We start from the raw sequence: 26,214 nt of genomic DNA on the forward strand, positions 1-26,214 counted from the left end.
CCGGCTCTCATCGGAGAAGGCCGCGTTGCTCAGCACTAACACCACATTGGCAGGCACGGATGCTTCGGTCAGATCCGGGGTCCGCGCTTCGTCTTCGCTCGACTCATTCTGATCCCTGCCCTTTCGACGAACAGTGCCGCAGCATCCAACGGGGACCTCATGCCGACCTACTACGAACTCCTGACGACCGACCTGTCCACGCTCACCACGGCTGCCGAGCAGTGGGAGCACATGGCGACCAAGAGATTCCACGATCTGGAAGGCGTGTACCGCCGTGACGTGCACGGCATATCGATGGGCAGTACATGGACCGGGCTCAGCGCGCAAGCAGCCAGCAAGCGGTTCGACATCACGCTCACGGAATTCCAGAAGGCCCAGACCGAGGCGAAGGCCGTCGCCTCACTGCTGCGCGAAGCGCACTCAGGGTTCACGAGCCTGCGGAGGCAGCTTGAGCACGCCCGTGAGGATGCCATCAAGGCGGGCATGAAGGTCTCCGACCAGGGCGAGGTCTCCTTCGACATCTCCAAGCTGACCGAGGCCGACCACATGGCCATGGTTCACGACCCCGATTACCGCAACGGCATCCATGAGGCCGTCGCTTCCTGGCAACTAGTCATCAATCAGTGCCTCAAGGACGGGGACAAAGCTGACGAGGACGTGCAGATCGCGCTGCAGAACGTGGTGATGGACGGCGATATCTCGGACGGCACCGTGACCGGATTCAACGGGCAGGCGCACGGCCACATTGACCAGAACCAGGGCAAGGACGCGGACACCAAGACAGACGGGTGGCCGAAGATGGGCTTCACCGTCTCGGGAGCCAAGTACGGCAAGGAAGGCTCTCTCAAGGCGTACATCGACATGTTCCACGACACCGGCAAAGCGACGGTCACCGATGGCGACATGAAGCTTGCGTGGGTCGGCGACGTCTACGGCGGAGGCCGAGCCACCGCGAATTACGGGTTCACCGAGCAGGGCATCGCCGGCAAGGCCGAAGTGTCCTTGGGCGTGCGCGGTCTGACCGAGGGCCGTGCCGAGTACGGCCCTTGGATCGGCGGATACGTACGGGGTGACGGCTTCGTGGGCGGTGAAATGGGCGCCACCGGCAAGGTGACCAAAAAAGAGGTCCTGGTGAAGGCGAAGGCGTTCGCCGGGGGCAAGATCGGCGGCGCTACGGGCTTCGAGGTCGCCGGCATCGGGATCGGCGGAACAGCCGAGGGATGGGCCGGCCCCGGGTTCGAGGCCTGGGGTGGTTGGAAGAAGGACGACAACGGCGTCTACCGTCTTGACGCGGATGCCGGTGCTTCTCCCATCGTCGGCGGATCGCTCGGGTTAGAGATCACGGTCGACCCGCACAAGCTGAGCGAATGTGCCGGTGATTTAGCCGATGCAGTCGGCGACGGCACGAAGGTGATCGGACACGGAGCCACCTCTCTCAGGGACACCATCACTGGCTGGTTCGACTGACCAACCCTTCAGAAAGGAGAGCAGGAGGTGCCGACACCATTGCCGATCCCCATCGAATTCCGATTGCCGGAGGGCTGGGTTCCCGCCCGCCCCGAGCTGGCCGAGGATGTGGCCTTCGCAGCAGTGCACCCGCAGCCGGATGCTGGGTTCGCCGCGAACATCACCATCGCCGGCGAGGTGCTCGCCGAGCCATCGACGACGCTCGTCGACATTGCCGACGAGTCGGTCGGGCGGCTGCGTGATGCCGTCGCCGGCGTGGAGGTGGAGCAGCGCAGTGAAGCGGGCGCCGCGGGCGCACCGGCCCTGACTCAGCGCCTGGCCTTCTCCGCCACCGTCAACGGCATCCACCGCGAGCTCGTCCAGACGCAGGCGTACATGTCACTGCCGGGCATCGAGGATCCAGCGAGCCGCGTGCTGATCCGCCTGGCTCTGACCGCCACCGCGGTTCAACACGATGAGGTCCTGGGAGACTTCCAGGACCTCATCCGCTCAGTTCACTCCGACACCGGGACGCGAGCACAGCCATGGGCCTTTTGAGCAAGTGGACCGGCACGAGGGTCCCCGGCAGCCACGTCACCAAGAAACCGGCGACAGCGGTTCGTGAGGTGTTGCTCGCACTGAACCATCCCGACGCGCTCTACACCGTCCGCGAGGGTGGAGACGGAGAGAAGCCCGACTTGGTGGCGGAGTGCGACCTGAAGCGGGTAGGGCTGCGCATGAAGATCAGCATGCGGCTGGTCCCGGAGAAGCACGAGGTGCGGGTCGTCCACGAGCGGTGGGTGAGCCCTGCCGCCGGTCACGCCAAGGTGGAGTACGGACGCGGCCATGCCCCCTCGGTGTTCACGGAGAAGAGGACCGTGCTGGGGAACGACGGCCGTAAGCGACGCGACGTGGTGTTCCGGTTCGACACCCGGCAGGTCACGACCCCTCTTGAGGTCGCGGTGCTGCGCGCCGGGTGGAAGTGGCGGGGTGTGATCAAGCTCTGAACTCGGAGAACGCTTTGGCGACGGCACTGCCACCCGGCCGCCCGAATGTTCAGGTTGGATGGGGGCATGACGACTGACGCAGCCATGCCCGACTGGGAGAAGCGGTTCAGGGCGCCGAGGGTGGGGCTTCCCGACTGGGCGGAGGACGCTCCGGACCGCTCTCTGTTCGTGTCGAACGCGACGGGGACGTACGAGCTCTACGCGTGGGACCGCGCCACCGGGGAGCAGCGCCGGGCCACCGACCGACCCAACGGCACGACGGACGGCGTCCTGACGCCCGACGGCGCGTGGATCTGGTGGTTCGACGACACCGACGGCGACGAGTTCGGCGTGTGGCGGCGCCAGCCCTTCGGCGGTGGCCCGGACGAGCCGGGCGTGCCCGGGCTCGCCCCGTCCTACCCGGCGGGCCTGGCCCTGGGCCGCGACGGCACCGCGGTGGTGGGCCGCTCCACCGACGACGACGGCTCCACGATCCACGTCGTACGCCCCGGGTCGGCGCCGGTCGAGATCTACCGGCACCGCGAGTCGGCGGGGGTCGGCGACCTCTCGCACGACGGGACGCTGATCGCGCTCGAGCACACCGAGCACGGCGACGCGATGCACTCGGCGCTGCGGGTGACGCGCCTGGACGGCACGCCGGTCGCCGAACTCGACGACACCAAGGGCGGCACGGAGGAGCTGGGGCTCGAAGTGCTCGGGTTCGCGCCGCTCGCGGGCGACTCCCGGCTGCTCGTCGCGCACCAGCGGCGCGGCCGCTGGGAGCCGATGATCTGGGACGTGGCGTCCGGCGAGCAGACCGATCTCGCGCTGGATCTGCCCGGCGACGTCTCGGCGGAGTGGTACCCGGACGGTTCGGGGCTGCTCGTCGTCCACAGCTTCGAGGCCCGCAGCGGGCTCTTCCGCTTCGACCTCGCCACGCGTCAGCTCATCGAGATCGACACCCCGGCGGGGACGGTGTCCGGGGCGACGGCGCGGCCCGACGGCACGGTGGAGTACCTGTGGTCGTCGGCGGCCCGGCCCTCCGAGGTGCGCTCCACGACGGGCGAGGTCGTCCTGGACCCGCCCGGTTTCAAGGCGCCCGGGTCCGTGCCGGTGCGGGACGTGTGGGTGGAGGGACCCGGCGGACGCGTCCACGCGCTGGTGCAGCGGCCCGAGGGCGAGGGGCCCTTCCCGACCCTGTTCGAGATCCACGGCGGGCCGACCTGGCACGACAGCGACGCGTTCGCGGCGGGGCCGGCGGCCTGGGTCGATCACGGGTACGCGGTGGTGCGGGTCAACTACCGGGGTTCCACCGGGTACGGGCGTCAGTGGACCGACGCGCTCAAGCACCGGGTCGGGCTCATCGAGCTTGAGGACATCGCGGCGGTCCGCGAGTGGGCCGTCTCCTCGGGTCTGGCCGACCCGGCGCGGCTCGTCCTCGCGGGCGGCTCCTGGGGCGGCTATCTCACCCTGCTCGGGCTCGGCACCCAGCCCGACGCGTGGGCGCTCGGGCTCGCGGCGGTGCCGGTCGCGGACTACGTCACGGCGTACCACGACGAGATGGAGGCGCTGAAGGCGATGGACCGGACGTTGCTGGGCGGCACGCCCGAGGAGGTCCCGGACCGGTTCCGGGCGTCCTCGCCGCTGACGTACGTCGACGCGGTGACGGCGCCGGTCTACATCTCGGCCGGGGTCAATGATCCGCGCTGTCCGATTCGGCAGGTGGAGAACTATGTGAAGCGGTTGGCTGCGCGGGGGGCGGTGTATGAGGTGTACCGGTATGACGCGGGGCACGGGTCGTTGGTGGTGGAGGAACGGGTGAAGCAGGTGCGGCAGGAGCTCGACTTCGCCGCGCGGCACCTCACTCGCCGGGCGGGCTGAGGTTGCCGGTGCGGTCTGTGCGGGCCGGTGTGGGCCGGCGCCGGATGCCTCCGGGGGGCGCGGGGGCCTGGGGCTTCGCCCCGGCCCCGGAGGATCCCCCACCCCGCCCCTTCCCGAAACCCTCCGGGGGTCAAAAACCCCGGGGCTCCGCCCCGGACCCCGTTCGGCCTGAACGGCCTCGTCCTCAATCTCCCCCAAGGCCTTAAGGGCCAGGGGGGACCCCCACGACGGGCTGAGGGGTTGGGGGCGCGAGGAACTGCGCGACCGGCCACCCACGGCCCGCAGCCGAGGTCCCAGGGGCTCCGCCCCAGACGCCGGACGGGCTGAAGATACCCGCGTGGGCCAGCATCAGCCCCGCCAGGGGCGCGAGGAACTGCGCGACCGGCCACCCACGGCCCGCAGCCGGGATCCCAGGGGCTCCGCCCCAGACGCCGGACGGGCTGAAGATACCCGCGTGGGCCAGCATCAGCCCCGCCAGGGGCGCGGGGAACTGCGCGACCGGCCACTCACGGCCCGCAGCCGGGGTCCCAGGGGCTCCGCCCCGGGCGTGGCCGGGCACCCGCGGGCCGGGGCCCGAAAGCTGACCCCCCGCCCAAACCCCCGGCGGGATTCCGTACCGTGGGGGTGTGTACCGGTTCCTGCTCACACCCCGCTGGTGGGGAATCCACGCCTTCGTCCTGCTCGCCATCCCCGTCTGCGTCTTCATGGGCTCCTGGCAGCTGGGCCGCTTCGAGGACCGCGTGCAGTCCCACGACGCCGCCGAGAAGGCCCCCGACCCCGCCACCCGCGAGGCCGAGCCGCTTGATTCGCTGCTGCCGGTGGACCAGCGCACCTCGGGCCGGCCCGCGCGAGCCCGGGGGCACTACGCCGAGCAGTTCCTGGTGCCGGGCCGTGAGGTCGACGGCAAGTCGGGCAGCTATGTGCTGACCCTGCTGCGCACCGACGGCGGCAAGGCGCTGCCCGTCGTACGGGGCTGGATCCCCAAGGGCGCCACCGCCCCGGCCGCGCCGGCCGGTGACGTGACCGTGACCGGCGCGCTCCAGGCGTCCGAGACCGCCGGGTCGGACGGTGTGCGGGCCCAGGGCGGACTGCCGCGCGGCCAGGTCGGCGTGATCAGCGCGGCGGCCCTCGTCAACCTGGTGCCGTATCCGGTGTACGACGCGTGGGTGACACTGCCCCACGCGGACGCCGGTCTGACCCCGGTCCCGGCCAGCGCGCCGCAGAACAGCGGGCTCGACCTGAAGGCGTTCCAGAACCTCGGCTACACCGGCGAGTGGTTCGTCTTCGCCGGGTTCGTGGTCTTCATGTGGTTCCGCCTGGTGCGCCGCGAGGCAGAGGCCCTGGAGGACGCCGAGCTGGGGCTCGCCCCGGAGGGCTCGGGCGGGACGGAGGTCGCGAAGGACGCCGGGCCGGAGCCCGCCCCGGTTCAGCCCGCCGACGGCGTGGCCGAGCCCGCGTCCAGGACGCCCGTCTTGTAGATCGTCCCTGCGCACGCGTTCGGGATCTTCGCCTCCGCCGTCGGCGCGCCCGGCTCCGCGACGTGCGTGACGGCGACCGCGCCGTTCTCCGTCGTGGCCTGGGGCCCGCCGTCCGCCGTGTGCTGCGGGCTCTCGGCGCCACCGGACTTGGCGGGCGCGGTGATGCCGCTGCTGCTCGCCGGGTTGTTGGACGGGCTCGGGTCGGGTGAGGGCGTCGCCTTGGGACAGGTGTCCGAGGGCACCCAGGCGAACCGCACCTCGTAGGCGGCGGCCGGCTTGAGGACGAGGTGGGTTGCGTCCTTGGCGGGGTCGGGAAGACCCGGCGCGGGATCGCCCACCGCGTGCTCGACGACGGTGATCTTCGCGGGGTCGGCCGCGCCCTGCGCGTGGACGTCGAACGTGCCGACCCCGCCGATCGCGCACTGCTTGTCCGACGCGTTGACGACGCGGAAGGCCCCGTAGACCTTGCCCGTCGCGTCCGGCTTGCCCACGCTCGCCGACTTCACGCTCAGCTCGCCCGCCGCGCACGCCGGCGAGTTGGCCTGGACGGGACCGCCGCCGGGCACGCTCACGACGCTCCCTGCGGTACCGGTGGCCTGCTTGGTGGGCTCCTTCGTCGCGCCCTTGCCGTCGGGCGTCGCACCGGCCTGGGGGCCCGCCCCGGTGGCGCGGCCGCCGTCGGGCACCCCCTCGGGCGTGCCCGAGGTCCCGCCCGACGTGCCGTACGTCCGCCGGCCGTGCCCGGCGACGGCCGGCTGCTCGTCGGTGCTGCTCGCGCTGTTGGCGACGTGGAGGAAGGCGGGTACGGCGGTCGCCACCAGGAGGGCGGCCGCGACCGAACCCACGACGGCCTGCCGCTTGCGGGCGCGCCGCAGGGGCACCGCCGCCCGCAGGTGTTCGAGCGCCCCCTCGGACGGCTTCAGCTCGTCGACCGCGCCGTGCAGCAGCTCGCGCAGCGCACGTTCGCCGTCCGCGTCGAGGCCGCCCGGGGCGGGCGAGAGGCCGAAGGGAGGGGTGCCGGTGCTGTTCTTTTCCGGCGTTGTGTCCACGAATCCGTATCCAGTCAGGTCGTTCAGGTCATGGCCGGGCCGCTGGTCCGGCCCGTACTTCCCGTAGTCCCCGTAACTCCCGTGCTTCTGGTTCCTCTGGTTCCTCTGGTTCCTCTGGGTCCTCTGGGTCCTCTGGGTCCTCTGGTGCTTGCCGTTCTCCGCGCTCTCCGCGCTCTCCGCGTTCTCGGCGTTTTCGGCGTTCTCTCTCCGCTTGCCCGGCCATCTGTCGTTGCCGTCGGGCGCTTTCATGCCGTCGCCTCCATGGCGACACGCAGGGCGGCTATGCCTCGGGACCCGTACGCCTTGACCGACCCCAGGGACACGCCCAGCGTCTCGGCGACCTGCGCCTCGGTCATGTCGGCGAAGTACCGCAGCACAAGGACCTCGCGCTGGCGGCGCTGGAGCCCGCGCATCGCCTTGATCAAAGCGTCGCGCTCCAGCTGGTCGTACGCGCCCTCCTCGGCGCTCGCCATGTCGGGCATCGGCTTGGAGAGCAGCTTGAGCCCGAGGATGCGCCGGCGCAGCGCGGAACGCGACAGGTTCACGACCGTCTGGCGCAGATAGGCGAGGGTCTTCTCCGGCTCGCGCACCCGGCCGCGCGCCGAGTGGACGCGGATGAACGCCTCCTGCACCACGTCCTCGCAGGAGGCGGTGTCGTCCAGGAGCAGTGCGGCGAGGCCGAGCAGGGAGCGGTAGTGCGCCCGGTAGGTCTCGGTGAGGTGATCGACGGTGGTGCCGGCCGCCATGGCCTCGTCAGCGCTCTCGCACGACGTCGTCTGGGACGGTACGCGGGCCGGACGGGTGGCGGGCATCGGCGCGATCACCGGCATGCCACCGGGCACACCGGACCGCCGGCGCGGGCGGACTGCCATGCCACGCGCCGGTACCGCTCTGAAGTCGAGTACCTCTGCCACGCCTGTTGGACACGTTCCTCCCCGTCAGGGTTGTACGCGTACGACACTGTTTTTGGCGGTGCGACACATGCCCTCATCCGTACCCGCTCTTCCCCAATGCCCCGATTTATACGGCACCTTGAGGGGCGACCGCATAGACGCTCCATGCCGGACTGCGGTTGCAGGGACACGGAAATGAATCGTGTAACAAGCCGTTGGGGCAGTTCAAGTGGTACAGACCAGCGACTTGCTCACAGAGCGTTCACAAATCCTACAAACGGGAAGGCTCAGCGTCCGGTGAATTCGCGGGCCGCCAGTTCGGCGATGTGGGCCACGTTCAGGGCCGTGCCCTTGCGGAGGTTGTCGCCGCAGACGAAAAGTTCCAGTACGTGCGGATCGTCCGGCGATCTGCGCACCCGGCCGACCCAAGTGGGGTCGGTTCCGACCACGTCCGCGGGGGTGGGGAAGTCCCCGGCGGCGGGGTTGTCGAAGAGCACCACGCCGGGCGCGGTCGCCAGGATCTCGTGGGCCCGCGCCACCTCCACCTCGTTCTCGAAGCGGGCGTGCACCGACGCGGAGTGCGTGGTCACCACCGGGACCCGCACACAGGTGGCCGCCACCGGAAGGCGCGGCAGGTCCAGCAGTTTGCGCAGTTCGTCGCGGATCCCCAGCTCCTGCGAGGACCAGCCGTCGGCGGCGAGTTCGCCGGTCCAGGGCACCACGTTCAGGGCGACGGGCGCGGCGAACGGGCCGAGGCCTTCGCCGACGGCCCTGCGCACATCGCCGGGGCTCGTGCCCAGTTCGGTGCCGGCCACCATCGCGATCTGCCGGCGCAGCGCCTCGACACCGGCCTGCCCCTCGCCGCTGACGGCCTGGTAGGTGGAGACCACCAGCTCGCTCAGGCAGAACTCGGCGTGCAGCGCGCCGAGCGACACGCTCATGGCCAGCGTGGTGGCGTGCGGGCTCGCCACGATGCCGCGCGGACGCATCCGCACGGCATGGGGATTGAGCTCGGGCACCACGAGCGGTACGTCGTCGGCCATGCGGAAGGCGGCCGAACTGTCCACCACCACCGCGCCCTTGGCGGCCGCGACCGGCGCCCACCGGGCGGCGACGTCGGCGGGTACGAGGAAGACGGCGACGTCGGCCCCCTCAAGGGCCTCCTCGCTCAGGGGCAGGACCTCGCACTCCTCGCCCCGTACGAGCAGCTTGCGCCCGGCCGAGCGCGCGGACGCGACGAGGCGGACCTCGCCCCACACGTCGGCGTGCTGGGACAGGATCTGGAGCATGACCGCACCGGCGCCCCCGGTCGCTCCGACGACCGTGAGCGCCGGTCTGCCGGTCATCGCCCGGTGCCCCCGTAGACGACGGCCTCGTCGCTGTCGGAGTCGAGACCGAAGGCGGAGTGCACCGCGCGCACGGCCTCGTTGACGTCGTCGGCGCGGGTGACGACCGAGATGCGGATCTCGGAGGTCGAGATGAGCTCGATGTTCACGCCCGCGTCGGACAGCGCCTCGAAGAAGCCGGCCGTGACGCCCGGGTTGGTCTTCATGCCGGCGCCGACGAGCGAGATCTTGGCGATCTGGTCGTCGTAGCGCAGCGACTCGAAGCCGATGGTGGGCTTCATCCGCTCCAGGGCGTCGATGGCCTTGCGGCCCTCCGCCTTGGGCAGCGTGAACGAGATGTCGGTGAGCCCCGTCGACGCGGCGGAGACGTTCTGCACCACCATGTCGATGTTGATCTCGGCGTTGGCGATGGCGCGGAAGATCGCCGCGGCCTCACCGGGCTTGTCGGGCACTCCGACGACCGTGACCTTCGCCTCGGAGACGTCGTGGGCGACTCCGGAGATGATGGCGTGCTCCACCTTCTGGCCTTCCGACTGGGAACGTGGTTCGTTGCTGACCCAGGTGCCCTGGAGTCCGCTGAAGGACGACCGCACATGGATCGGGATGTTGTAGCGCCGGGCGTACTCGACGCACCGGTGCAGGAGCACCTTGGAGCCGGACGCGGCCAGCTCCAGCATGTCCTCGAAGGAGATCCAATCGATCTTCTTCGCCTTCTTCACGACGCGGGGGTCGGCCGTGAAGACGCCGTCGACGTCCGTGTAGATCTCACACGCCTCGGCGTCCAGGGCCGCGGCCAGCGCGACGGCCGTGGTGTCCGAGCCACCGCGCCCGAGCGTGGTGATGTTCTTGCCCTCTTGGCTGACACCCTGGAACCCGGCGACGATGGCGATGTTGCCCTCGTCGATCGAGGTCCTGATGCGGCCGGGGGTGACGTCGATGATCCGCGCCTTGTTGTGGACCGAGTCGGTGATGACACCGGCCTGGCTGCCCGTGAAGGACTGGGCCTTGTGGCCCATGCTTTTGATCGCCATGGCGAGCAGCGCCATGGAGATCCGCTCTCCGGCGGTCAGCAGCATGTCGAACTCCCGCCCGGCGGGCATCGGAGACACCTGCTCCGCGAGCTCGATCAACTCATCCGTCGTGTCGCCCATCGCGGAAACCACGACGACCACCTGGTGGCCGTTCTTCTTGGCTTCCACGATCCGCTTGGCGACGCGCTTGATGCCTTCGGCATCGGCAACGGAGGAGCCTCCGTACTTCTGCACGACAAGGCCCACGTGCGCTCCTAGCTCATTCCATTACTGCGGTCGGCTCAGTTTAACGAGCGGGCCGGATTCGCCCGCCCCGTATCACTTCGTGAGATGTCCCGCTCACTGCATGACACCGGGCGGCCACCGGCACCGCTCGCACGGACTGCCTGCCCGGGGCCCCGCCGGATACGCGGCATGTGTCCGGGCTCACAGGGGCCGCACGCCGCCAGGGCGTCCCGGCGCGCCGATCGTAGCCCGCGCCACGAAGGGGCCCGGGGACGCCGCCCCGGACCCCTTCGCGACGGTGTCGCCCGCGCGGCCTACTGGCCCACGAACTGCTGGTAGTTGAGCCCGTTGCAGGCGAAGGACCGCAGACCGTAGGCGCCGCTGTCATCCATGCAGCGGCCGGTGTTCTCGTTCTGGAAGGTCAGCGTGCCGTTGCCGTTGTAGTAGATCGCCCAGCGCTGGTAGTTGAGCCCGTTGCAGCCGAAGGACCGCAGGCCGTAGGCGCCGCTGTCGTCGATGCAGCGGCCGGTGTTGCCGTTCTTCAGGACCCAGTTGCCGTTCGACTGGCCGTACAGACCCCAGTACTGGTAGTTCAGGCCGTTGCAGCCGAAGGACCGCAGGCCGTAGGCGCCGCTGTCGTCCACACAGCGGCCGGTGTTGACGTTCTTGAGCGCGCCGGAGTCCAGCGGGCGGGCGCCCCGATTGGCGCGCGAATCCGTTGTGGGCGGCGCACGGCGCGGGGACCATCTCAGCGTCCGGACCACCACGGGAAGGTTCGCGAAGGGGTTCCCGCATGGGCACACCGCCACTGCGCTTCAGACCGCCCGGCCCCCGCCTGCGGCCGCACGTCCTGGGCTACTTCGGCTACCACTACCCCCCATGCGCCCCCAGCGCAGACTGCTCTTCCCCGACCCCGCGAGCACCGTCGTCTTCGGGTTCGACGCACCCCTGCACATCGTGGGCCTGGTCGAGCCCCACCGTACGGTGAGCTGCCGCTCGCGGGCCGACCTCCCGTTCACCACCGCGCTCCTTGGGCACCACCAGGGCGGCGTGCGGGGCGTCGCGGTGCGGCTGACGCCGATGGGCGCCCACCGCCTGTTCGGGGTGGCGATGCACGAATGGGACGTACCGCATCTGGACCCCGTCCAGCTCTTGCCGCACGCCCTGCGCCACCTTCCGGAACGGCTGGAGGCGGCGCCCGGCTGGCCGGAGCAGTGCCGGCTCCTGGACGAACAGCTCGGCCGGCTGCTCGGCGGCGCGAGCCCGCGCACGGCCGCGGAGGTCGACTGGGCGTGGCGGGAGCTGAAGCTGCGGCGGGGGAGGGTCACCGTGCGCGACCTGGCCGCCGCCACGCATTGCAGCGTGCGCCATCTGGAGCGGCGCTTTCGCGAGCAGGTGGGGCGCTCCCTCGGGGCGATCGCCCGCATCCTGCGGTTCAGGGCGGCGCTGCGGCTGCGGGACAGCGGGCTGCCGCCGTGCCTGGTCGCCGAGCGCTGCGGCTTCCACGACCAGGCCCACTACAACCACGTCTTCAAGGCGACGACGGGCCTGACCCCGACCCAGACGCCGGCCGCCCCGCTGAACTGGTCCACCCGGAGCCGGGCCGACTCCCCCGTGTGGGAGCCGGCCTGAGCGAGCCCAAGGCGTACGCCCTTGAAACGGGGGTTACTTGACCTCGCCGAGGCCCAGCGGGCCGGCAAGCTCCTCGGCCATGACGCGGCCCGCCGCCTCCTCCAGCGCGTCCTCCGTCAGTTCCTCGTCCGTGTCAAGCCCGTCCAGCTCCGCCAGCGGCTGGTTGAGGCGGACGTGGGCGACGAGGGACTGGAGGGCGCGCAGGGCGGCGGAGGCCGTCGAGCCCCAGTTGGAGAAGTAGGAGAACTGCCACCACCACAGGGCCTCGGAGGTGCGGCCCGCGCGGTAGTGGGCCAGGCCGTGGCGCAGGTCGGTGACGACGTCGGCCAGGTCGTCGGAGATCCGGCACGGCACCGGCGCCTTGCGCGGCTCGTAGGGGTCGAAGACCTCGGAGTACACGTCGATCGGCTCAAGCAGCCGGGCGAAGCGCTCGCGCAGTTCGTCGGCGTCCGCCTCCGGGCCGAGGTCGGGCTCGTAGCGCTCGTCGGGGACGATGTCCTCGTGCGCGCCGAGCCGGCCGCCGGCCAGCAGGAGCTGGGAGAACTCAAGGAGCAGGAACGGCACCGCGCTGTCGGGTTCGTCGCCCTTGGCCACCTCGGTGACCGCGACGATGAAGGACTCGACCTGGTCGGCGATCTGGACCGCGAAGGAGTCCGGGTCCTGCGTGGTCGCGTGCAGCGTTGCGTCAGACATCGAGTTGACCTTCCTCGTGGCCCGCGTGGGCGTTGTCCTCCTGGGCGTTGTCCGCCTGAGCGTCGTCCGCCTGAGCGTCAAACATCGAGCAGCCGCCTTCCTTCGAAGGCCCGGCCCAGGGTGACCTCGTCGGCGTATTCGAGGTCGCCGCCGACCGGCAGGCCGCTGGCGAGCCGCGTGACCTTGAGGCCCATGGGCTTGATCATGCGGGCGAGGTACGTCGCCGTCGCCTCGCCCTCCAGGTTCGGGTCGGTGGCCAGGATCAGCTCGGTGACCGTGCCGTCGGCGAGACGAGCCAGCAGCTCGCGGATGCGCAGGTCGTCCGGGCCGACGCCCTCGATCGGGCTGATGGCGCCGCCGAGCACGTGGTAGCGCCCGCGGAACTCACGCGTCCGCTCGATCGCCACCACGTCCTTGGGCTCCTCCACGACACAGATGACGCTGAGGTCGCGCCGCTGGTCGCGGCAGATGTTGCACCGCTCCTCCTGCGCCACGTTGCCGCACACGGCGCAGAAGCGGACCTTGTCCTTCACTTCGAGCAGGGCGTGCGCGAGCCTGCGCACGTCGGCCGGCTCCGCCTGGAGGATGTGGAAGGCGATCCGCTGCGCGCTCTTGGGACCGACGCCGGGCAGCCTGCCCAGCTCGTCGATGAGGTCCTGAACCACGCCTTCGTACAACGGAACGCCTCTCGTGGGTTGCTCTGATGCCTACGGTAGTAGCTGTGCGTCCGCCTCAGTAGGGCAGGCGCACAGCGGGCTCCGCGCGACCGGGGCGCGCGCGGCCGGGACGGTCCTGGCGGACGGTCCTAGAAGGGCAGACCCGGCATGCCGCCGAGGCCCTGGGTCAGCGGGCCCAGCTTCTGCTGCTGGAGCTGCTGCGCGTTCTCGTTGGCGGCCTGCACGGCCGCGACGACGAGGTCCGCGAGGGTTTCGGTGTCGTCCGGGTCGACCGCCTTCGGGTCGATGGCGAGGGCGCGCAGCTCGCCCGAGCCGGTCACGGTCGCCTTGACGAGGCCGCCGCCGGCCTGGCCTTCGACCTCGGTCGCCGCAAGCTCCTCCTGGGCAAGGGCGAGATCCTGCTGCATCTTCTGGGCCTGCTGAAGAAGCTGCTGCATGTTGGGCTGGCCACCACCAGGGATCACGGTGCACTCCGGGTTTCGCTAGACGGTTCGGCTGCCGGGCCGGACACGTCCGTCCGGCACGGCGGGTGCGGCGGGACAGCGGTCACACCACTGCCCCGGCCGGCACTCCGAGCCTACGTGGTCGAAAGGCGCCCTGCCGCGCGACTCTTTCGAGTGATGCGGTGGGTGGCTCCTATACCTGATCAACGGCCACTTCCGGGCCGAAATGCCGGGATATCGCCGTCCGGAGCCCTCCATTCGGCGGTAGGAATGTCGGTCGGACGCCTCACCGGCGTCCGTGAACACCCACGCACCGCGCGTATCCACCGGGCAGCCACGCCACTGACCACGGCCAGGGCCACAACCAGTGACCGGCCCACCACGCGTCCAGGTGTCCGGGCGCCACACGGTGTCACCGGGGGTCACAGCAAGCAGTGCGGAGGGAGCGGCCGGGTGAGCCAGCCTGACATGCAGCCCGAGGGGCCCCCGGGCCGGGCCCGGCGGGACGAGGGCGGGTCTGGCCAGGGGGCCGATCTGACCGGGCGGCCGTTCCCGCTCGGCGACTGGGGCGAGCCCGCCGAACGGCTCTTCGAGCTGTACCAGTGGGTCGAGGCGGGCGCCCTGCGCACGGCGGACTGGTACCTCGCCGACCGGCTGCGCAAGCGCCGGGGCGCGCGCGTGCTGCGCTGCGGAACGGCGGCCGGCGCGGTCGCGGGGGCCGTCCTGGCGCTGCTCGATCTGACGCACGCCCTGGCGGGCGCGGCCCGCTGGGGCGGTCTCTCCCTGCTGCTCGGCGCGGTCTGCCTGGCGTGCGACCGCTACTTCGGTCTCACCTCGGGCTGGATGCGCGACGTCGCCACCGCGCAGGCCGTGCAGCGAAGGCTCCAGACGCTCCAGTTCGACTGGGCGTCGGAGAGCGTGCGCGAAGTGCTCGGGCCCACCGACGGGACGGCGAGCGAGGCGGCGGAGCGCTGTCTGTCGGTGCTGCGCCGGTTCACCGAGGACGTCACGGAGCTGATCCGCTCCGAGACGGCGGACTGGATGGTGGAGTTCCGGTCCGGCCCGGCCCCGCTGGTCACCCAGACCCTGAGCGCGCCGCCTCCGCGCACGGACGGCCCGCCCGGACCCGGCCGCTTCCCGCTGCCCCCCTCCCCCCGTCCCAACATGCCCCGCCAGCGCCCCCCGGAGAGCCCCCGCTGACCCGCTCGCGCGCGGGCGCGGGCGTGCACACGCGGGCGCGAGCGCGGGCGCGCAGCGGACCACGGATCAGCTGAAGATGATCATTGAGCCCTGCGCCAGGCTCCGCGTCGCCGCCGCGTGCAGCCCGAGCCACACGTGCCGCTCCCGTGCGAAGGGACTCGCGTCGTACGGGATGGGCCCGGCCGGTTCCTCAAGGGAGGTCGGCCCGGCCGGCGGCGCGGGCGCGGACGGCGGGTTGGCCGGATCTATCCCGATGGCCGGCGCCACGAACTGGAGCTCCCGCAGCAGCCCCTGCGCGGACCCGAGCGGACCGCCGCCCGCCAGCAGCTCCTCGTTGGACAGCGGCACCGCGAAGTCGACCGGGACGTACGCCCCCGCGTGGTCGTAGTGCCACACCAGATGCGACTGCTGCGCGGTCGCCTCGAACATCTCAAGCAGCTGCTCGTAGTCGCCGCCGAGTTCGTCGACCGGCGTCACCGCGAGCCCGCACAGCTGGAGCAGGTAGGCCCGGCGCAGGAAGTGCAGCGCGTCGTAGTCGAATCCCGCCACCGGAGCCACGTCGCCGGACAGGCCCGGCATGTAGGAGAACACCGGCACGGGCGGGAGGCCTGCGTCACCGAGCGCCTTGTCGTAGGAGGCGATCTCTTGCGCGAAGGGGTTGTCGGGGCTGTGGCACAGCACGTCGACGAGGGGGACCAGCCACAGGTCACAGGCCAAGACGGGCTCGCTCTCAACTCGTTTCGCGCGATGGTCGCAACAGCGTAGTGCGCCGGGCACACGGCGCGAAGGGTGCCCGGCGACTCCCGGCGCGAGGTGACCGGATCCTCCCGCGCGCCCCGGTCGCAAGGGTTTACCCACCAGCCGGGCCCTTACGCGCGGTTGAGCGCGTCAGCGCACCGAGGACACGTCCCAGATCCACACGCCGCCGACCTTCGTGCCGGGACGGCCGAGCAGCCGCGCCACCGTCTCGTACAGTTCGGGCGCCCGTGGCTGAGGCTCAAGAACGAGCACACCGGCCCGCCAGTACGCCAGGTCCGCCCGCGCCTGGTTCTGCCAGTCGGTGCCGATGTCGGGGATCGGCTTGCCGGAGCGTACGTCGCCGAACAGGTTCGACGTCCAGCGCGGCGAGGCCCCGTAGATGCCGATCCGGTCCGGCCCCCAGGGCCCGTTGAAGTAGCCGCCGGGCACCGGAAAGGCGAGGCCCGCCCGCGTCTGCCAGTGCAACGCCTCCGCCGAGCCGGGGTCGGGCAACGGCACCGGGACCAGGGACTCCCCCGGCCCGACGTACTTCTTCCACATCCCCGACGCGATGAACTCGGGCACCCCGGGGCGCGCGTTGACCGGGAACGACGTCGGCACGATCGGCAGCAGCGCGAGCGCGATCGCCGTGAATCCGGCCGCCCTGTTCAGCCGCACCCCGCTGTGCGCGAGGCGGTCCGCGCCGAGCGCGATCAGCGCGCCGAGCACCGGCGCGCAGATCATCCCGACCCGGCCCTCGATCACCGACTCGAAGAGCGGCTTGTGGGCGAGGAGCTTCCAGGGTCCGGGCAGGACGACGTCCGTGTACGGGATACGGATCTTCTGGCCGAGCGAGAGCACCGCGGCCGCCACGCCCGTGAACGCCAGCGCCTTCACCAGGGGCCGACGCCACAGGCGTACGACGAGCGCGAAGGCGAGCGCCAGGAGCGGCCAGCCGTAGAACGCGTTCTGCTCGGTGCGGTTGAGGGCCAGTTTGTCGGCGGTCGCGTCGTCACCGAACAGCGAGCGGCCCGCGAACTCGACGAGCGCGAGCGGTGAGTTGCCCGCGCTGTCGCCGTGCAGCACGCTGTGGTAGCTCTGCGCCCCGGCGAACTGCCAGTACAGGGGGTAGGCGACGAGGACCAGACAGACCCCGAGCGCGTACGCCGCTCCCGTGGCCAGCGGCCGGATCGCCGCGCGCGCCACATCGCGGCGGGCCAGCGCGTACGACAGGGCGAACAGGGCCATGCCGAGGGTGGCGAGCAGCAGCACCTCCTCGCCGAGGAAGATCTGGTACACGGTGAACAGGCCGAGGACGATGCCGTTCCGCCGCACGTCGCGGCCCTCGCACAGCCGCAGCGCGCGGTCGATGATCAGCGGGAGCACGAACAGGACGCAGAAGTTCGGGTGGGCGTTGCCGTGCGAGATCATCGGCGGCGCGAACGCGGCGAGCGCCCCGCCGAGCCCGGCCGCCCAGCGGTTCTCGCTCACCCGGCGGGCGAAGAGCCAGTACCAGGCGTACGCGGTCGCCGCGATCCCCAGGGTGAGGACGAGCGCCCACGTCAGGCTCGGCCCGAACGCGAGCGTGACCGGCGCCAGCGGCACCGAAAGGCCCAGCATCGGGGTGTTGCCCATCAGGTTCACGCCGTCGGGGAAGTTCTGGACGGTGGTGAACAGGGGGTCGCGCAGATGGGCCACGTTGTCCGCGGTGACCGCGAAGAACCACTCCCACTGGTTCTGGTCCTGCCCCGAGTCGGTGAGGTAGCTGCGCCCGAGGCCGTGCCAGAGGTTCTTGTAGAGCAGCACGGACGTCAGCAGGAACAGGGCGCCGAGCACGAGGTCGACGCGGCGCACCGCACGCGCCTTGAGGCGGGCCAGTTCCCACAGCACCCTGCCGTAGTCGGCCGCGCCCACCTTGGAGCCCTCCTGGTGCGACCAGCGCACCGGCACCTCGGCGACCGCCCAGCCCCGGCGGCGGAAGAACTGAAGTATCTCCACGTCGATGCCCCAGCCGTCGAGGCGGGCGTCGGCGAACGCGGCGCGGGCCTTCTCGCCGTCGAACAGCTTGAAGCCGCACTGGGTGTCGTGGACGCCCGGCACGGCGACGGCCCGTATGAGCCGGTTGCCCATGCGTCCCAAGTACTCGCGCAGACGGCTCTGGTGGACCTCGATGCGGGCGTCGGGGTGGGCGCGCGAACCGATCGCGGCGGCCGTTTCGCCCTCGGTCATCGCCTTGTCGAGCCGGTCCAACTCCTCGATGGGGGTGGCCAGATCGGCGTCCGTGATCAGGACGCGGCGGCCGTAGGAGGCGAGTACCCCAAGGCGCAGGGCGTGGCCCTTGCCCCGGTTGACGTCGCTGACGACGACCTGGATGCGCGCGTCGCGCGCGGCGGCCTCCTTCGCGACCCGTACGGTCTCGTCGTCCGATCCGTCGTCGACGACGATCAGTTCCCAGGCGCAGCTGTCGCCGAGGTGGGCGCGGATCGCGTCGAGGGTCGGCGCGAGGCGGTGCTCCTCGTTGTACGCGGGGACGACAACGCTCAGTTCGACCGGTCCGGCCGGGGTGGTCATCGTCACCGGGGCAACCGCTCCGCCCATGTCAGGGAGTCGTCGTTGTAGGCGGCGATCAGGACCCGCGCCGCCTCGAAGTCGCCCACGCCGAGCGCCGAGACGACCTCGTCGTGACCGGTCCACAGGCACGCGCTGATGTCGTGGGCGCCGCGCAGGTGGGGCACCGCGAAGACCCAGCTCTGCATGCGCAGGCGGTGCAGGAAGTCGGAGATGTAGGCGTTGCCGGCAAGCGCGCACAGCTCGCGCCAGAACCGCAGGTCGTAGCCGACCAGGATGTTCAGGTCGCCGCCGCGCGCCGCCCGCGCCGCCTCCTCGCCGCGCCGGCGCACCGACACCAGGGCCGGCCCGTGCACCTGGGGGCAGCCGGGGAGCGCGGCCCGCCGGAATATCCCGTCGACCACCAGGGCCCGCGCCTCCACGATGCCCTTGTAGTCCTCGACCGAGAAGACCCGCACGCGAAAGCCCCGGTGCTGGTCGGAGTCGAGCAGGCCCTGCGCGCACAGATCGACGAGTGCTTCGCGCACGGGGGTGGCGGAGACGCCGTACTGCTCGGCGATCTGCTTGACCGTGAACTCCTCGCCGGGCCGCATACGCCCCGCGAGCACTTCGTCACGCAGCGCGTCCGCGATCTGTTGTCGAAGGGTGCTGCGGGTGACCGCTCCGCTCGCGGGCATGGCTCGCTCCCCTTCTCCGGCTCCGGCACACCCTATGGGGTGCGCCGGAAACCGAACAAAGGAGTGGGGCTTTTCGTCGCGTGATGCGGCGCGCCGGTGCGTCGGTGCGTGGATGCGCCGGGGCGTGGATGCGCCGGTGCGTGAGTGCGCCGGTGCGCGGGCGCGTCACACGGTGTGCTCGTCGGCCACCGTCAGGGCCTCGTCCAGGACGGCGAGGCCTTCCTTGGCCTCGGCCTCGGAGATGTTGCACGGCGGGACGACATGCGTGCGGTTCATGTTGATGAAGGGCCACAGGCCGTTCTTCTTGCAGGCGGCGCCGAACGCGGCCATTGGCGCGTTGTCCGCGCCGCTCGCGTTGTACGGCACCAGGGGCTCGCGGGTCTCCTTGTTCTTGACGAGTTCGAGCGCCCAGAACACGCCGGTGCCGCGCACCTCGCCGACCGAGGGGTGCCGCTCGGCGATCTCGCGCAGGCCAGGCTCCAGGACGGCGCGGCCGATGTGGGCGGCCTGCTCGACGATGCCCTCCTCCTCCATCACGTTGATGGTGGCGACGGCGGCGGCGCAGGCCAGCGGGTGCCCGGAGTAGGTGAGGCCGCCGGGGAAGGGGCGGTGCTCGAAGGTCTCGGCGATCTTCGCGCTGATGGCGACGCCGCCGAGCGGCACGTATCCGGAGTTGACGCCCTTGGCGAAGGTCATGAGGTCCGGCACCACGTCGTAGTGCTCGCACGCGAACCACGTGCCGGTCCGGCCGAACCCGGCCATGACCTCGTCCAGGATGAGCACGATGCCGTACGTGTCGCAGAGCGCGCGCACGCCCGGCAGGTAGCCGGCCGGGGGCGTCATGATCCCGGCCGTGCCCGGCACGGACTCCAGGATGATGGCTGCGACGGTGGCGGCGCCCTCGAAGACCAGGGTGTCCTCCAGGTGGCGCAGGGCCCGCGCGCACTCCTCCGCCTCGGTGGTGGCGTGGAAGGGCGAGCGGTACAGGAACGGCGCCCAGAACCGCGTGACCCCGGCCGACCCGCTGTCGGACGCCCACCGGCGCGGGTCGCCCGTCAGGTTGATCGCGGTGTTCGTGCCGCCGTGGTACGAGCGGTACGCGCTGAGCACCTTGTGGCGGCCGGTGTGCAGCCGGGCCATGCGGACGGCGTTCTCGACGGCCTCGGCGCCACCGTTGGTGAAGAAGATCTTGTCGAGGTCGCCCGGGGTGTGCGAGGCGATCAGCCGGGCCGCCTCCGAGCGCGCCTCCACCGCGAAGGCGGGCGCGAACGTCGTCATCGTCGCGGCCTGCTCCTGGATCGCGGCGACGACCTTCGGGTGCTGGTAGCCGATGTTCGTGAACACCAGCCCGCTGGTGAAGTCGAGGTAGCGGTTGCCGTCGTAGTCCCAGAAGTACGATCCCTCCGCGCCGGCCACGGCGAGCGGGTCGATCAGGCCCTGGGCGGACCAGGAGTGGAACACGTGCGCGCGGTCGGCGGCCTTGACTGCGGCGCCGGTCTGCGGGTCGGGAGTGCGCTGAGGGGTCATGGGCCCAGCGTAAATTCCCTCCCCCCGCCCCAGCCATGGCCATCCTGTCCACCCCGCCCACCCCACCTCGGCAAGATGTCGCCCCCGCCCGCCCAGGATGCGCAGGCACGCGGGGCGGGCCGAGCATGTCGACGCGGACCAGCACCAACCCCGCCAGCGGCGCGAGGCGGGCCGAAGATGTCCACGCGGACCAGCACCAACCCCGCCCAGGGGCGCGGGGAACTGCGCGACCAGCCACGCACGGCCCGCAGCCGAGGTCCCTGGGGCTCCGCCCCAGACCCCGTTCGCGCCTGAAGGGCGCTCGTCCTCAATCGCCGGACGGGCTGAGGGTGCCGGTACGCCCCCGCACCAGGTGCCCAGCGGCGCGAGGCGGGCCGAGGATGTCCATGCGGACCGGCACCAACCCCGCCAGGGGCGCGGGGAACTGCGCGACCAGGCACCCACGGCCCGCACCCGGGGCCCCTGGGGCTCCGCCCCAGACCCCGATCGGCCTGAACGGCCTCGTCCTCAATCGCCGGACGGGCTGACTATGTCGATGCGGGCCAGCACCAGTCCTGCCAGGGGCGCGGGGAACTGCGCGAACAGGCACGGCCCGCAGCCAGGGTCCCCGGGGCTTCGCCCCGGCGAGGCGTGCCGGTGGTCAGCGGCATCACGAGGCCGGCGTGGACCCCTGGACCAGGCCGAGCGCCGCCTCGCTGAAAGCGCGCACCCGCGACGTCGCGCCGGCGGCAAGCCAGCTGAGACCCCATTCCACCGGTTCCGCGTCGCGAATAGGCACGTAACTGACGTCGGGGCGCGCGAAGTAGCGCCGCGCGTGGGCGCCGACGGGGAAAACGCCCTCACCAGCACCGACAAGCGTCAGCATCTCGTTGAGGGTCATGGCCGACGGACCTGCGGCGATTGTCCTGCCGGTGGCGGTCCGCGATGACGTGCCCTCCTCGCACAGGGATGGGGGGAGCGCTTCGGGCATCTGGAGCACCGTCACGCGGCCCAAGTCCTCGACGGAGACGGTCCCGCGTCGAGCGAAGGGGTGCCCGGCCGGGACAGCGAGCATGCGCGCCTCGCTCACAAGGACCGGTCCGGTGATGATGTCTTCTTCGTGCATCGGACGGCAGGTCAGCGCGATGTCCACCTCACCACGACGCAGCCAAGGCAGCACTTCCGGCAGATGTGCTTCCTTGATCTGGACCTCGCAGTCGGGGTACCGGGCGCGGAACGCCTGGGCGGCACCGACCAGCAACTGGCTCGCCGCCGGCCCGCTGAACGCCACCCGCAGCAGCCCGGTCACGCCACGCCCGGCGTCAACGGCCCGCTCGTACGCGTCGATGATGCGCGACCATGCGGGGCGTACCTCCTCCTGCAACTGCCGTCCCACCAAGGACAGTTCCACCCGCCGACTGGTGCGGTGGAACAGCGGCACGCCAATGCGCCGCTCCAGTTTGGCGATGGTCTGACTGACCCGGGCCGTGGAGAGACGCAGCCGCTCGGCCGTGCGGCCGAAGTGCAGCTCCTCGGCGAGTGTCAGGAACGCCTCCAGTTCGTGCCGCTCCAACTCCCCTGCCCCTTCCGCCGTTGATCGACCCGTCGTTGATCGACCCGTCGTTAATCGACGCTTCACGATCGTTGCGCAGGTGCACATTGATGCCCCCTGTGCGCCGCGACAGGATCTGAAGCACGGAAGACCCGCCCCTGACCCGCACGGGAGAACATCATGTACGTCACCCTCGACCGCGCCCTGACCGCCCCTGCCCAGGAGACGGCCGCAGTCGTCGCGGAGCTCAGGGACCGTGCGGAAATCGCCGACGCGCTCTACCGTTTCGGCCTGGGGCAGGACCTCAAGGACCAGGAACTGTTCGCCTCCGCCTTCGCTGCCGACGCCGAACTGGACTTCCGCCCGGCCGCCGCGCGGTGGGGGGCCAAGCCGCCGCTGATGGCCGGGCGCGACACCATCGTCACCACCATCCTGGCCATGTTCGCGGGCCGCGTGGACACCACCCACCAGATCACGAACGTACGGATCGTCATCGACGGAGACACCGCACGCCTCACCGCTCTGGTCGAGGCCCAGCACCTGCTCGTCGCCGACCGCACCACGCACGCGCTCCTGAAGAATCCCTACGACGTCGACCTGGTCCGCGACGGCGATCGCTGGGTCATTCGCCAACTGCGCATCGACAACGCCTGGTACACCGGCAATCCCACCGCGATCTTCGGCTGACACCCGACGCGCAGGCCTGCTTCACAACTTTTCCAGAAAGGCTCGACATGAAGTTCGCGGTGATCGGCGGGACCGGGCGGATCGGCTCCGAGGTCGTGGAAGCCCTCACGGCGGCCGGGCATGAAGCAGCACCCCACGCGCGATCCACCGGGGTCGACCTCCTGACCGGCGAAGGACTTGCCCAGGCACTCGCCGGGGCCGACGGTGTCGTCGACGCGACGCAGTCACCGACGGCCGACGACGCCTCCGCCGAGTTCTTCCGGATCGCGACGGGCAACCTTCTCGCCGCCGCCGAGGCGGCCGGCGTCCGGCACGCCGTCCTGTTGTCCATCGTCGGTGTGGACAAGGTGCCCGGCCTGGGTTACTACCGGTCCAAGGTCGTCCAGGAGGAACTGTTCACAAGGGGGTCGGTCCCCTACTCCATCGTCCGTGCCACCCAGTTCTTCGAGTACATCGAAGAGATCATGTCCTGGACGGCGGATGGCGGAACGGTCCGGCTGCCCGCGACCCTGCTCCAGCCCATCGCTGCCGCGGACGCCGCCCGTGCTGTCGCCGACATCGCGGTCGGCGCTCCTCTGCACGGCGTTCGTGACATGGCCGGACCCGATGTCGTGCCGCTGGACGAGCTTGGCAGGATCACCCTCGCCGCGCGTGGCGACGGTCGCACCGTCGTCACCGATGCCTGCGCGGGTCCCTTTGCGGCGGCGTCCGGCAACGCGCTCATTGCCACGGCAGGCAGCGCGCACATCGCCCCAGAGCACTACTGCAGCTGGCTCGTGTCCTCAGACAGAACACCCCCGGGGCTCCGCCCCAAACCCCATTCGGCCTGAACGGCCTCGTCCTCAAACGCCGGACAGGCTGAGTATGCGGGCCAGCACCCGCCCCGCCCAGGGGCGCGGGGAACTGCGCGAGGAGCGACCACGACCCGCAGCCAGGGCCCCTGGGGCTCCGCCCCAAACCGCGATCGCGCCTGAAGGGCGCTCGTCCTCAAACGCCGGACGGGCTGAGTATGCGGACCAGCACCGACCCCGCCAGGGGCGCGGGGAACTGCGCGCCCAGCCACCCACGACCCGCACCCCAGGTCCCCGGGGCTCCGCCCCAGACCCCGTTCGGCCTGAACGGCCTCGTCCTCAAACGCCGGACGGGCTGACTATGTCGATGCGGGCCAGCACCGACCCCGCCAGGGGCGCGGGGAACTGCGCGCCCAGCCACCCACGACCCGCACCCGAGGTCCCCGGGGCTCCGCCCCAGACCCCGTTCGGCCTGAACGGCCTCGTCCTCAAACGCCGGACGGGCTGACTATGTCGATGCGGACCAGCACCGACCCCGCCAGGGGCGCGGGGAACTGCGCGCCCAGCCACCCACGACCCGCACCCGAGGTCCCCGGGGCCCCGCCCCAGACCCCGTTCGCGCCTGAAGGGCGCTCGTCCTCAAACGCCGGACGGGCTGACTATGTCGATGCGGACCAGCACCGTCCCTGCCAGGGGCGCGGGGAACTGCGCGAGGAGCGACCGCGACCCGCAGCCGGGGTCCCCGGGGCCCCGCACCAGATGCTCACCGCCGCCAGGCGGGCCGAGGGTGTTCATGCGGGCCAGCACCCACCCCCCAGGGGCGCGGGGAACTGCGCGGACGGCGTTCAGTCGGCGTTCGACTTCGTGTAGTCCAGATAGTCCCCCGTCTCCGTCGTCAGCCGGTGCAGACGCCCATCCGGCAGGAGACTGATGGTGCTCGGCTTCCCCGGCAGGCACGCACCCGTCGAACCCGGCCCCACCTCGGAGGGGCCCAGTGCGAGGGGGGCGCCGGCCGCCGGGGCCGTGGTCAGGCGGGCCTGGAAGACGCAGTGGTAGCCGCTGCCGTCAGCCGTGAGCGTGAGGACCGTGTCGCCGGGCCCGCCCTGGCGGATGACCAGATGGCGGGGGTCCTCGCCGTGCCCGGTGGGAAGCGTGGCCGACCACGTGCCGAGGTACTGCTCCGGTACGCCACCGGACGGCGCATCGGTCGCCGACGGACCCGAACTCCCCTGCCCCGAGGGCGGGTTGGCGGACGCCGACGTACGCGGGCCGCTCCCCGGGGAGTCGCCCCGCATGAACGCGTACACCGAGCCACCCGCGCCCACCGCCACCACCAGGGCCACGGCGATCAGCGCCACGGTGGACTTCGTGCTGCGCGGCGGCGGGTCCGGCTCGGTGTACGAGGTCGAGAGCGAGGGCGGGTACTCATACGGGTCGGGGTCCACCGGGGCGCCGGGCGCGGTCGGGGCGCCGGGCGCCTGCGGCGCGGGCGGGGTCGTTTCGGTGACCGCCGCGCCCCCGACCGCGCCCCCGGCGACACACCCAGCAGCACCCCCGACCGTGTCGCCGGCCGCACCCCCAGGCGCCTCCACATTGAGCAACTGCGCCGCATGGCTGCCCAGTTGGGCCACCAACGGCGCCGGCAGCCACGGGTCCGGGTGGTGGGCCGAGACCCGGGCCAGGATGTCGTCCAGGCCCGGGCGCGCGGCCGGGTCCTTGCGCAGACAGTCGCGTATCAGGTCCTGGAGGGACGCGGGCACGTCGTCCAGCGTCGGCGGCTCCTGCGCGATGCGGAACATCAGCGCGTGCGCCCCGCTCGACGCCTCCCCGAACGGCAGCCGCCCACTCGCCGCGTACGCCAGCACCGAGCCCAGGCAGAACACGTCGCACGCCGGGGTGATCAGGTCGCCGCGCACCTGCTCGGGGGCCATGAACCCGGGCGACCCGACGAGCGCGCCCGTCCGCGTGAGACCCCCGTCCGTGCCGGTCTCCAGGGCGCGGGCGATACCGAAGTCGATGACGCGCGGCCCGTCGATGGTGACCAGGACATTGGACGGCTTCAGGTCGCGGTGCACGATCCCGGCCCCGTGAATGTCCTTCAGGGCGAGGGCAAGGCCACGGGCCAGGACGTGTACGGAGTGCTCGGGCAGAGGGCCGTGCGGGCCCTTCACCACGGACTGGAGGGAGGGCCCCGCGACATAGCCGGTCGCGATCCAGGGCGCGGCGGCCTCGGTGTCGGCGTCCAGGACGGGGGCGGTCCACAGGCCTCCGACGCGGCGGGCGGCCCGTACCTCCTGGCGGAAGCGGCCCCGGAACTCCTCCTGCGCGGCGAGGTCGGGCCGGACCAGCTTCACGGCCACCGTGCGGCCCCCGTCGGAACGGGCGAGGTAGACCTGGCCCATGCCACCCGCCCCGAGCCGGCCCAGGAGGCGGTACGTCCCTATTCGCTCGGGGTCGCCCGGTTCGAGGCGCTGCGTACTGCCCGTGCCCACGTCTGCCGCGCCTCTCTTCGGGGTTGCTGACCGGGCCGAGAATAGTGGGGCTCGCGCCGCGAGGTCGGGGGGCGGGGTCGCACCGGCCATCCCGCACAGCGCGAACCCCTCGCCCGGGGGGCACCCACATGGGCCCCGGGCGCGGTACGAAACGGGCAACGAGTGCGGCAGAAGACTGCCTTGTTCCGGCAGTGACAGCGGCGCCGACCGCATGAATGATCGT

Annotated in this window: 23 protein-coding genes; 9 read left to right on the top strand and 14 right to left on the bottom strand. The window is 71.5% G+C overall.

The window, feature by feature from the left end; translation table 11 throughout:
• Positions 1–159 precede the first annotated feature (159 nt).
• The 5 genes from ACFYM2_RS01445 to ACFYM2_RS01465 all read left to right on the top strand — a co-directional run bounded on the left by ACFYM2_RS01445 (position 160) and on the right by ACFYM2_RS01465 (position 5,791).
• Positions 160–1,467: a hypothetical protein gene (locus ACFYM2_RS01445; protein WP_388832424.1), complete on the top strand. Its 1,308-nt coding sequence runs from the start codon at positions 160–162 to the stop codon at positions 1,465–1,467.
• Between the two features lie 27 nt (positions 1,468–1,494).
• Positions 1,495–2,004: a hypothetical protein gene (locus ACFYM2_RS01450; protein ID WP_359006889.1), complete on the top strand. Its 510-nt coding sequence runs from the start codon at positions 1,495–1,497 to the stop codon at positions 2,002–2,004.
• 68 nt (positions 2,005–2,072) lie between these two features.
• Positions 2,073–2,453: a hypothetical protein gene (locus ACFYM2_RS01455; protein WP_359006892.1), complete on the top strand. Its 381-nt coding sequence runs from the start codon at positions 2,073–2,075 to the stop codon at positions 2,451–2,453.
• A gap of 66 nt (positions 2,454–2,519) precedes the next feature.
• The gene (locus ACFYM2_RS01460) at positions 2,520–4,313 is read left to right on the top strand and encodes a prolyl oligopeptidase family serine peptidase (RefSeq protein WP_388832427.1); all 1,794 of its coding nucleotides are present in this window, start codon (positions 2,520–2,522) and stop codon (positions 4,311–4,313) included.
• A gap of 626 nt (positions 4,314–4,939) precedes the next feature.
• Positions 4,940–5,791 carry an SURF1 family protein gene (locus ACFYM2_RS01465; protein ID WP_388458433.1) on the top strand — a complete coding sequence of 284 codons (852 nt, stop codon included), beginning with the start codon at positions 4,940–4,942 and terminating at the stop codon, positions 5,789–5,791.
• Here the strand turns inward: ACFYM2_RS01465 and ACFYM2_RS01470 are convergent.
• From ACFYM2_RS01470 to ACFYM2_RS01490, 5 genes are all read right to left on the bottom strand, one after another.
• Positions 5,740–7,089 carry a hypothetical protein gene (locus ACFYM2_RS01470; RefSeq protein ID WP_388832430.1) on the bottom strand — a complete coding sequence of 450 codons (1,350 nt, stop codon included), beginning with the start codon at positions 7,087–7,089 and terminating at the stop codon, positions 5,740–5,742. The genes ACFYM2_RS01465 and ACFYM2_RS01470 overlap by 52 nt on opposite strands.
• Positions 7,086–7,754 carry a SigE family RNA polymerase sigma factor gene (locus ACFYM2_RS01475; RefSeq protein ID WP_388832432.1) on the bottom strand — a complete coding sequence of 223 codons (669 nt, stop codon included), beginning with the start codon at positions 7,752–7,754 and terminating at the stop codon, positions 7,086–7,088. Before ACFYM2_RS01475 ends, ACFYM2_RS01470 begins: the two co-directional genes overlap by 4 nt.
• A 266-nt stretch (positions 7,755–8,020) precedes the next feature.
• Positions 8,021–9,079 (bottom strand): aspartate-semialdehyde dehydrogenase, encoded by a 1,059-nt coding sequence (locus ACFYM2_RS01480; protein WP_359008725.1) that lies wholly within the window; start codon positions 9,077–9,079, stop codon positions 8,021–8,023.
• Entirely contained in the window at positions 9,076–10,356 is a 1,281-nt protein-coding gene (locus ACFYM2_RS01485; RefSeq protein WP_359008723.1) for an aspartate kinase, read from the bottom strand. The genes ACFYM2_RS01480 and ACFYM2_RS01485 overlap by 4 nt, the downstream gene beginning before the upstream one ends.
• A gap of 293 nt (positions 10,357–10,649) precedes the next feature.
• On the bottom strand, positions 10,650–11,099 hold the full coding sequence (locus ACFYM2_RS01490; protein ID WP_388832435.1) for an RICIN domain-containing protein: 450 nt from the start codon (positions 11,097–11,099) through the stop codon (positions 10,650–10,652).
• 115 nt (positions 11,100–11,214) lie between these two features.
• Here ACFYM2_RS01490 and ACFYM2_RS01495 point away from each other — a divergent pair, with 115 nt between their 5' ends.
• Entirely contained in the window at positions 11,215–11,967 is a 753-nt protein-coding gene (locus ACFYM2_RS01495; RefSeq protein ID WP_388832438.1) for a helix-turn-helix transcriptional regulator, read from the top strand.
• Between the two features lie 33 nt (positions 11,968–12,000).
• On the opposite strand, the gene ACFYM2_RS01500 is transcribed toward ACFYM2_RS01495, so the two are convergent.
• The 3 genes from ACFYM2_RS01500 to ACFYM2_RS01510 all read right to left on the bottom strand — a co-directional run bounded on the left by ACFYM2_RS01500 (position 12,001) and on the right by ACFYM2_RS01510 (position 13,801).
• On the bottom strand, positions 12,001–12,660 hold the full coding sequence (locus tag ACFYM2_RS01500) for a DUF5063 domain-containing protein (protein ID WP_359008717.1): 660 nt from the start codon (positions 12,658–12,660) through the stop codon (positions 12,001–12,003).
• Between the two features lie 77 nt (positions 12,661–12,737).
• On the bottom strand, positions 12,738–13,337 hold the full coding sequence (gene recR / locus ACFYM2_RS01505; RefSeq protein WP_359008715.1) for a recombination mediator RecR: 600 nt from the start codon (positions 13,335–13,337) through the stop codon (positions 12,738–12,740).
• Between the two features lie 128 nt (positions 13,338–13,465).
• Complete coding sequence (locus ACFYM2_RS01510; RefSeq protein WP_350231204.1) at positions 13,466–13,801, bottom strand: YbaB/EbfC family nucleoid-associated protein; 336 nt, start codon at positions 13,799–13,801, stop codon at positions 13,466–13,468.
• A gap of 432 nt (positions 13,802–14,233) precedes the next feature.
• Here ACFYM2_RS01510 and ACFYM2_RS01515 point away from each other — a divergent pair, with 432 nt between their 5' ends.
• Complete coding sequence (locus ACFYM2_RS01515; protein WP_359008713.1) at positions 14,234–14,980, top strand: SLATT domain-containing protein; 747 nt, start codon at positions 14,234–14,236, stop codon at positions 14,978–14,980.
• A gap of 66 nt (positions 14,981–15,046) precedes the next feature.
• Here ACFYM2_RS01515 and ACFYM2_RS01520 read toward each other — a convergent pair whose 3' ends face one another.
• The 5 genes from ACFYM2_RS01520 to ACFYM2_RS01540 all read right to left on the bottom strand — a co-directional run bounded on the left by ACFYM2_RS01520 (position 15,047) and on the right by ACFYM2_RS01540 (position 22,042).
• Positions 15,047–15,697 (bottom strand): hypothetical protein, encoded by a 651-nt coding sequence (locus tag ACFYM2_RS01520; RefSeq protein WP_359008711.1) that lies wholly within the window; start codon positions 15,695–15,697, stop codon positions 15,047–15,049.
• Between the two features lie 171 nt (positions 15,698–15,868).
• Positions 15,869–18,289, bottom strand: a complete 2,421-nt coding sequence (locus ACFYM2_RS01525) for a glycosyltransferase (RefSeq protein WP_388833060.1) — start codon at positions 18,287–18,289, stop codon at positions 15,869–15,871.
• 2 nt (positions 18,290–18,291) lie between these two features.
• Complete coding sequence (locus ACFYM2_RS01530) at positions 18,292–18,963, bottom strand: GntR family transcriptional regulator (RefSeq protein WP_359008709.1); 672 nt, start codon at positions 18,961–18,963, stop codon at positions 18,292–18,294.
• A 165-nt stretch (positions 18,964–19,128) separates the two neighbouring features.
• Positions 19,129–20,490, bottom strand: a complete 1,362-nt coding sequence (locus ACFYM2_RS01535) for an aspartate aminotransferase family protein (protein ID WP_359008707.1) — start codon at positions 20,488–20,490, stop codon at positions 19,129–19,131.
• A 649-nt stretch (positions 20,491–21,139) separates the two neighbouring features.
• Entirely contained in the window at positions 21,140–22,042 is a 903-nt protein-coding gene (locus tag ACFYM2_RS01540; RefSeq protein WP_388832442.1) for a LysR substrate-binding domain-containing protein, read from the bottom strand.
• Between the two features lie 159 nt (positions 22,043–22,201).
• Here ACFYM2_RS01540 and ACFYM2_RS01545 point away from each other — a divergent pair, with 159 nt between their 5' ends.
• Entirely contained in the window at positions 22,202–22,708 is a 507-nt protein-coding gene (locus ACFYM2_RS01545) for a nuclear transport factor 2 family protein (protein WP_388458416.1), read from the top strand.
• Between the two features lie 47 nt (positions 22,709–22,755).
• The gene (locus ACFYM2_RS01550) at positions 22,756–23,538 is read left to right on the top strand and encodes an SDR family oxidoreductase (RefSeq protein WP_388832445.1); all 783 of its coding nucleotides are present in this window, start codon (positions 22,756–22,758) and stop codon (positions 23,536–23,538) included.
• Between the two features lie 806 nt (positions 23,539–24,344).
• Here the strand turns inward: ACFYM2_RS01550 and ACFYM2_RS01555 are convergent.
• Positions 24,345–25,991 carry a serine/threonine-protein kinase gene (locus ACFYM2_RS01555; RefSeq protein WP_388832447.1) on the bottom strand — a complete coding sequence of 549 codons (1,647 nt, stop codon included), beginning with the start codon at positions 25,989–25,991 and terminating at the stop codon, positions 24,345–24,347.
• Between the last annotated feature and the right edge of the window lie 223 nt (positions 25,992–26,214).

The sequence above is a fragment of the Streptomyces sp. NPDC006711 genome, from assembly GCF_042869775.1.
GTDB lineage: Bacteria > Actinomycetota > Actinomycetes > Streptomycetales > Streptomycetaceae > Streptomyces.

Bases quoted from the DNA above. Each gene is read 5' to 3' on its own strand.
- ACFYM2_RS01470 (WP_388832430.1), bottom strand. From the start codon at position 7,089: ATGAAAGCGCCCGACGGCAACGACAGATGGCCGGGCAAGCGGAGAGAG.
- ACFYM2_RS01460 (WP_388832427.1), top strand. From the start codon at position 2,520: ATGACGACTGACGCAGCCATGCCCGACTGGGAGAAGCGGTTCAGGGCG.
- ACFYM2_RS01500 (WP_359008717.1), bottom strand. From the start codon at position 12,660: ATGTCTGACGCAACGCTGCACGCGACCACGCAGGACCCGGACTCCTTC.
- ACFYM2_RS01480 (WP_359008725.1), bottom strand. From the start codon at position 9,079: ATGACCGGCAGACCGGCGCTCACGGTCGTCGGAGCGACCGGGGGCGCC.
- ACFYM2_RS01495 (WP_388832438.1), top strand. From the start codon at position 11,215: ATGCGCCCCCAGCGCAGACTGCTCTTCCCCGACCCCGCGAGCACCGTC.
- ACFYM2_RS01445 (WP_388832424.1), top strand. From the start codon at position 160: ATGCCGACCTACTACGAACTCCTGACGACCGACCTGTCCACGCTCACC.
- ACFYM2_RS01545 (WP_388458416.1), top strand. From the start codon at position 22,202: ATGTACGTCACCCTCGACCGCGCCCTGACCGCCCCTGCCCAGGAGACG.
- ACFYM2_RS01550 (WP_388832445.1), top strand. From the start codon at position 22,756: ATGAAGTTCGCGGTGATCGGCGGGACCGGGCGGATCGGCTCCGAGGTC.
- ACFYM2_RS01530 (WP_359008709.1), bottom strand. From the start codon at position 18,963: ATGCCCGCGAGCGGAGCGGTCACCCGCAGCACCCTTCGACAACAGATC.
- ACFYM2_RS01525 (WP_388833060.1), bottom strand. From the start codon at position 18,289: ATGACCACCCCGGCCGGACCGGTCGAACTGAGCGTTGTCGTCCCCGCG.
- ACFYM2_RS01535 (WP_359008707.1), bottom strand. From the start codon at position 20,490: ATGACCCCTCAGCGCACTCCCGACCCGCAGACCGGCGCCGCAGTCAAG.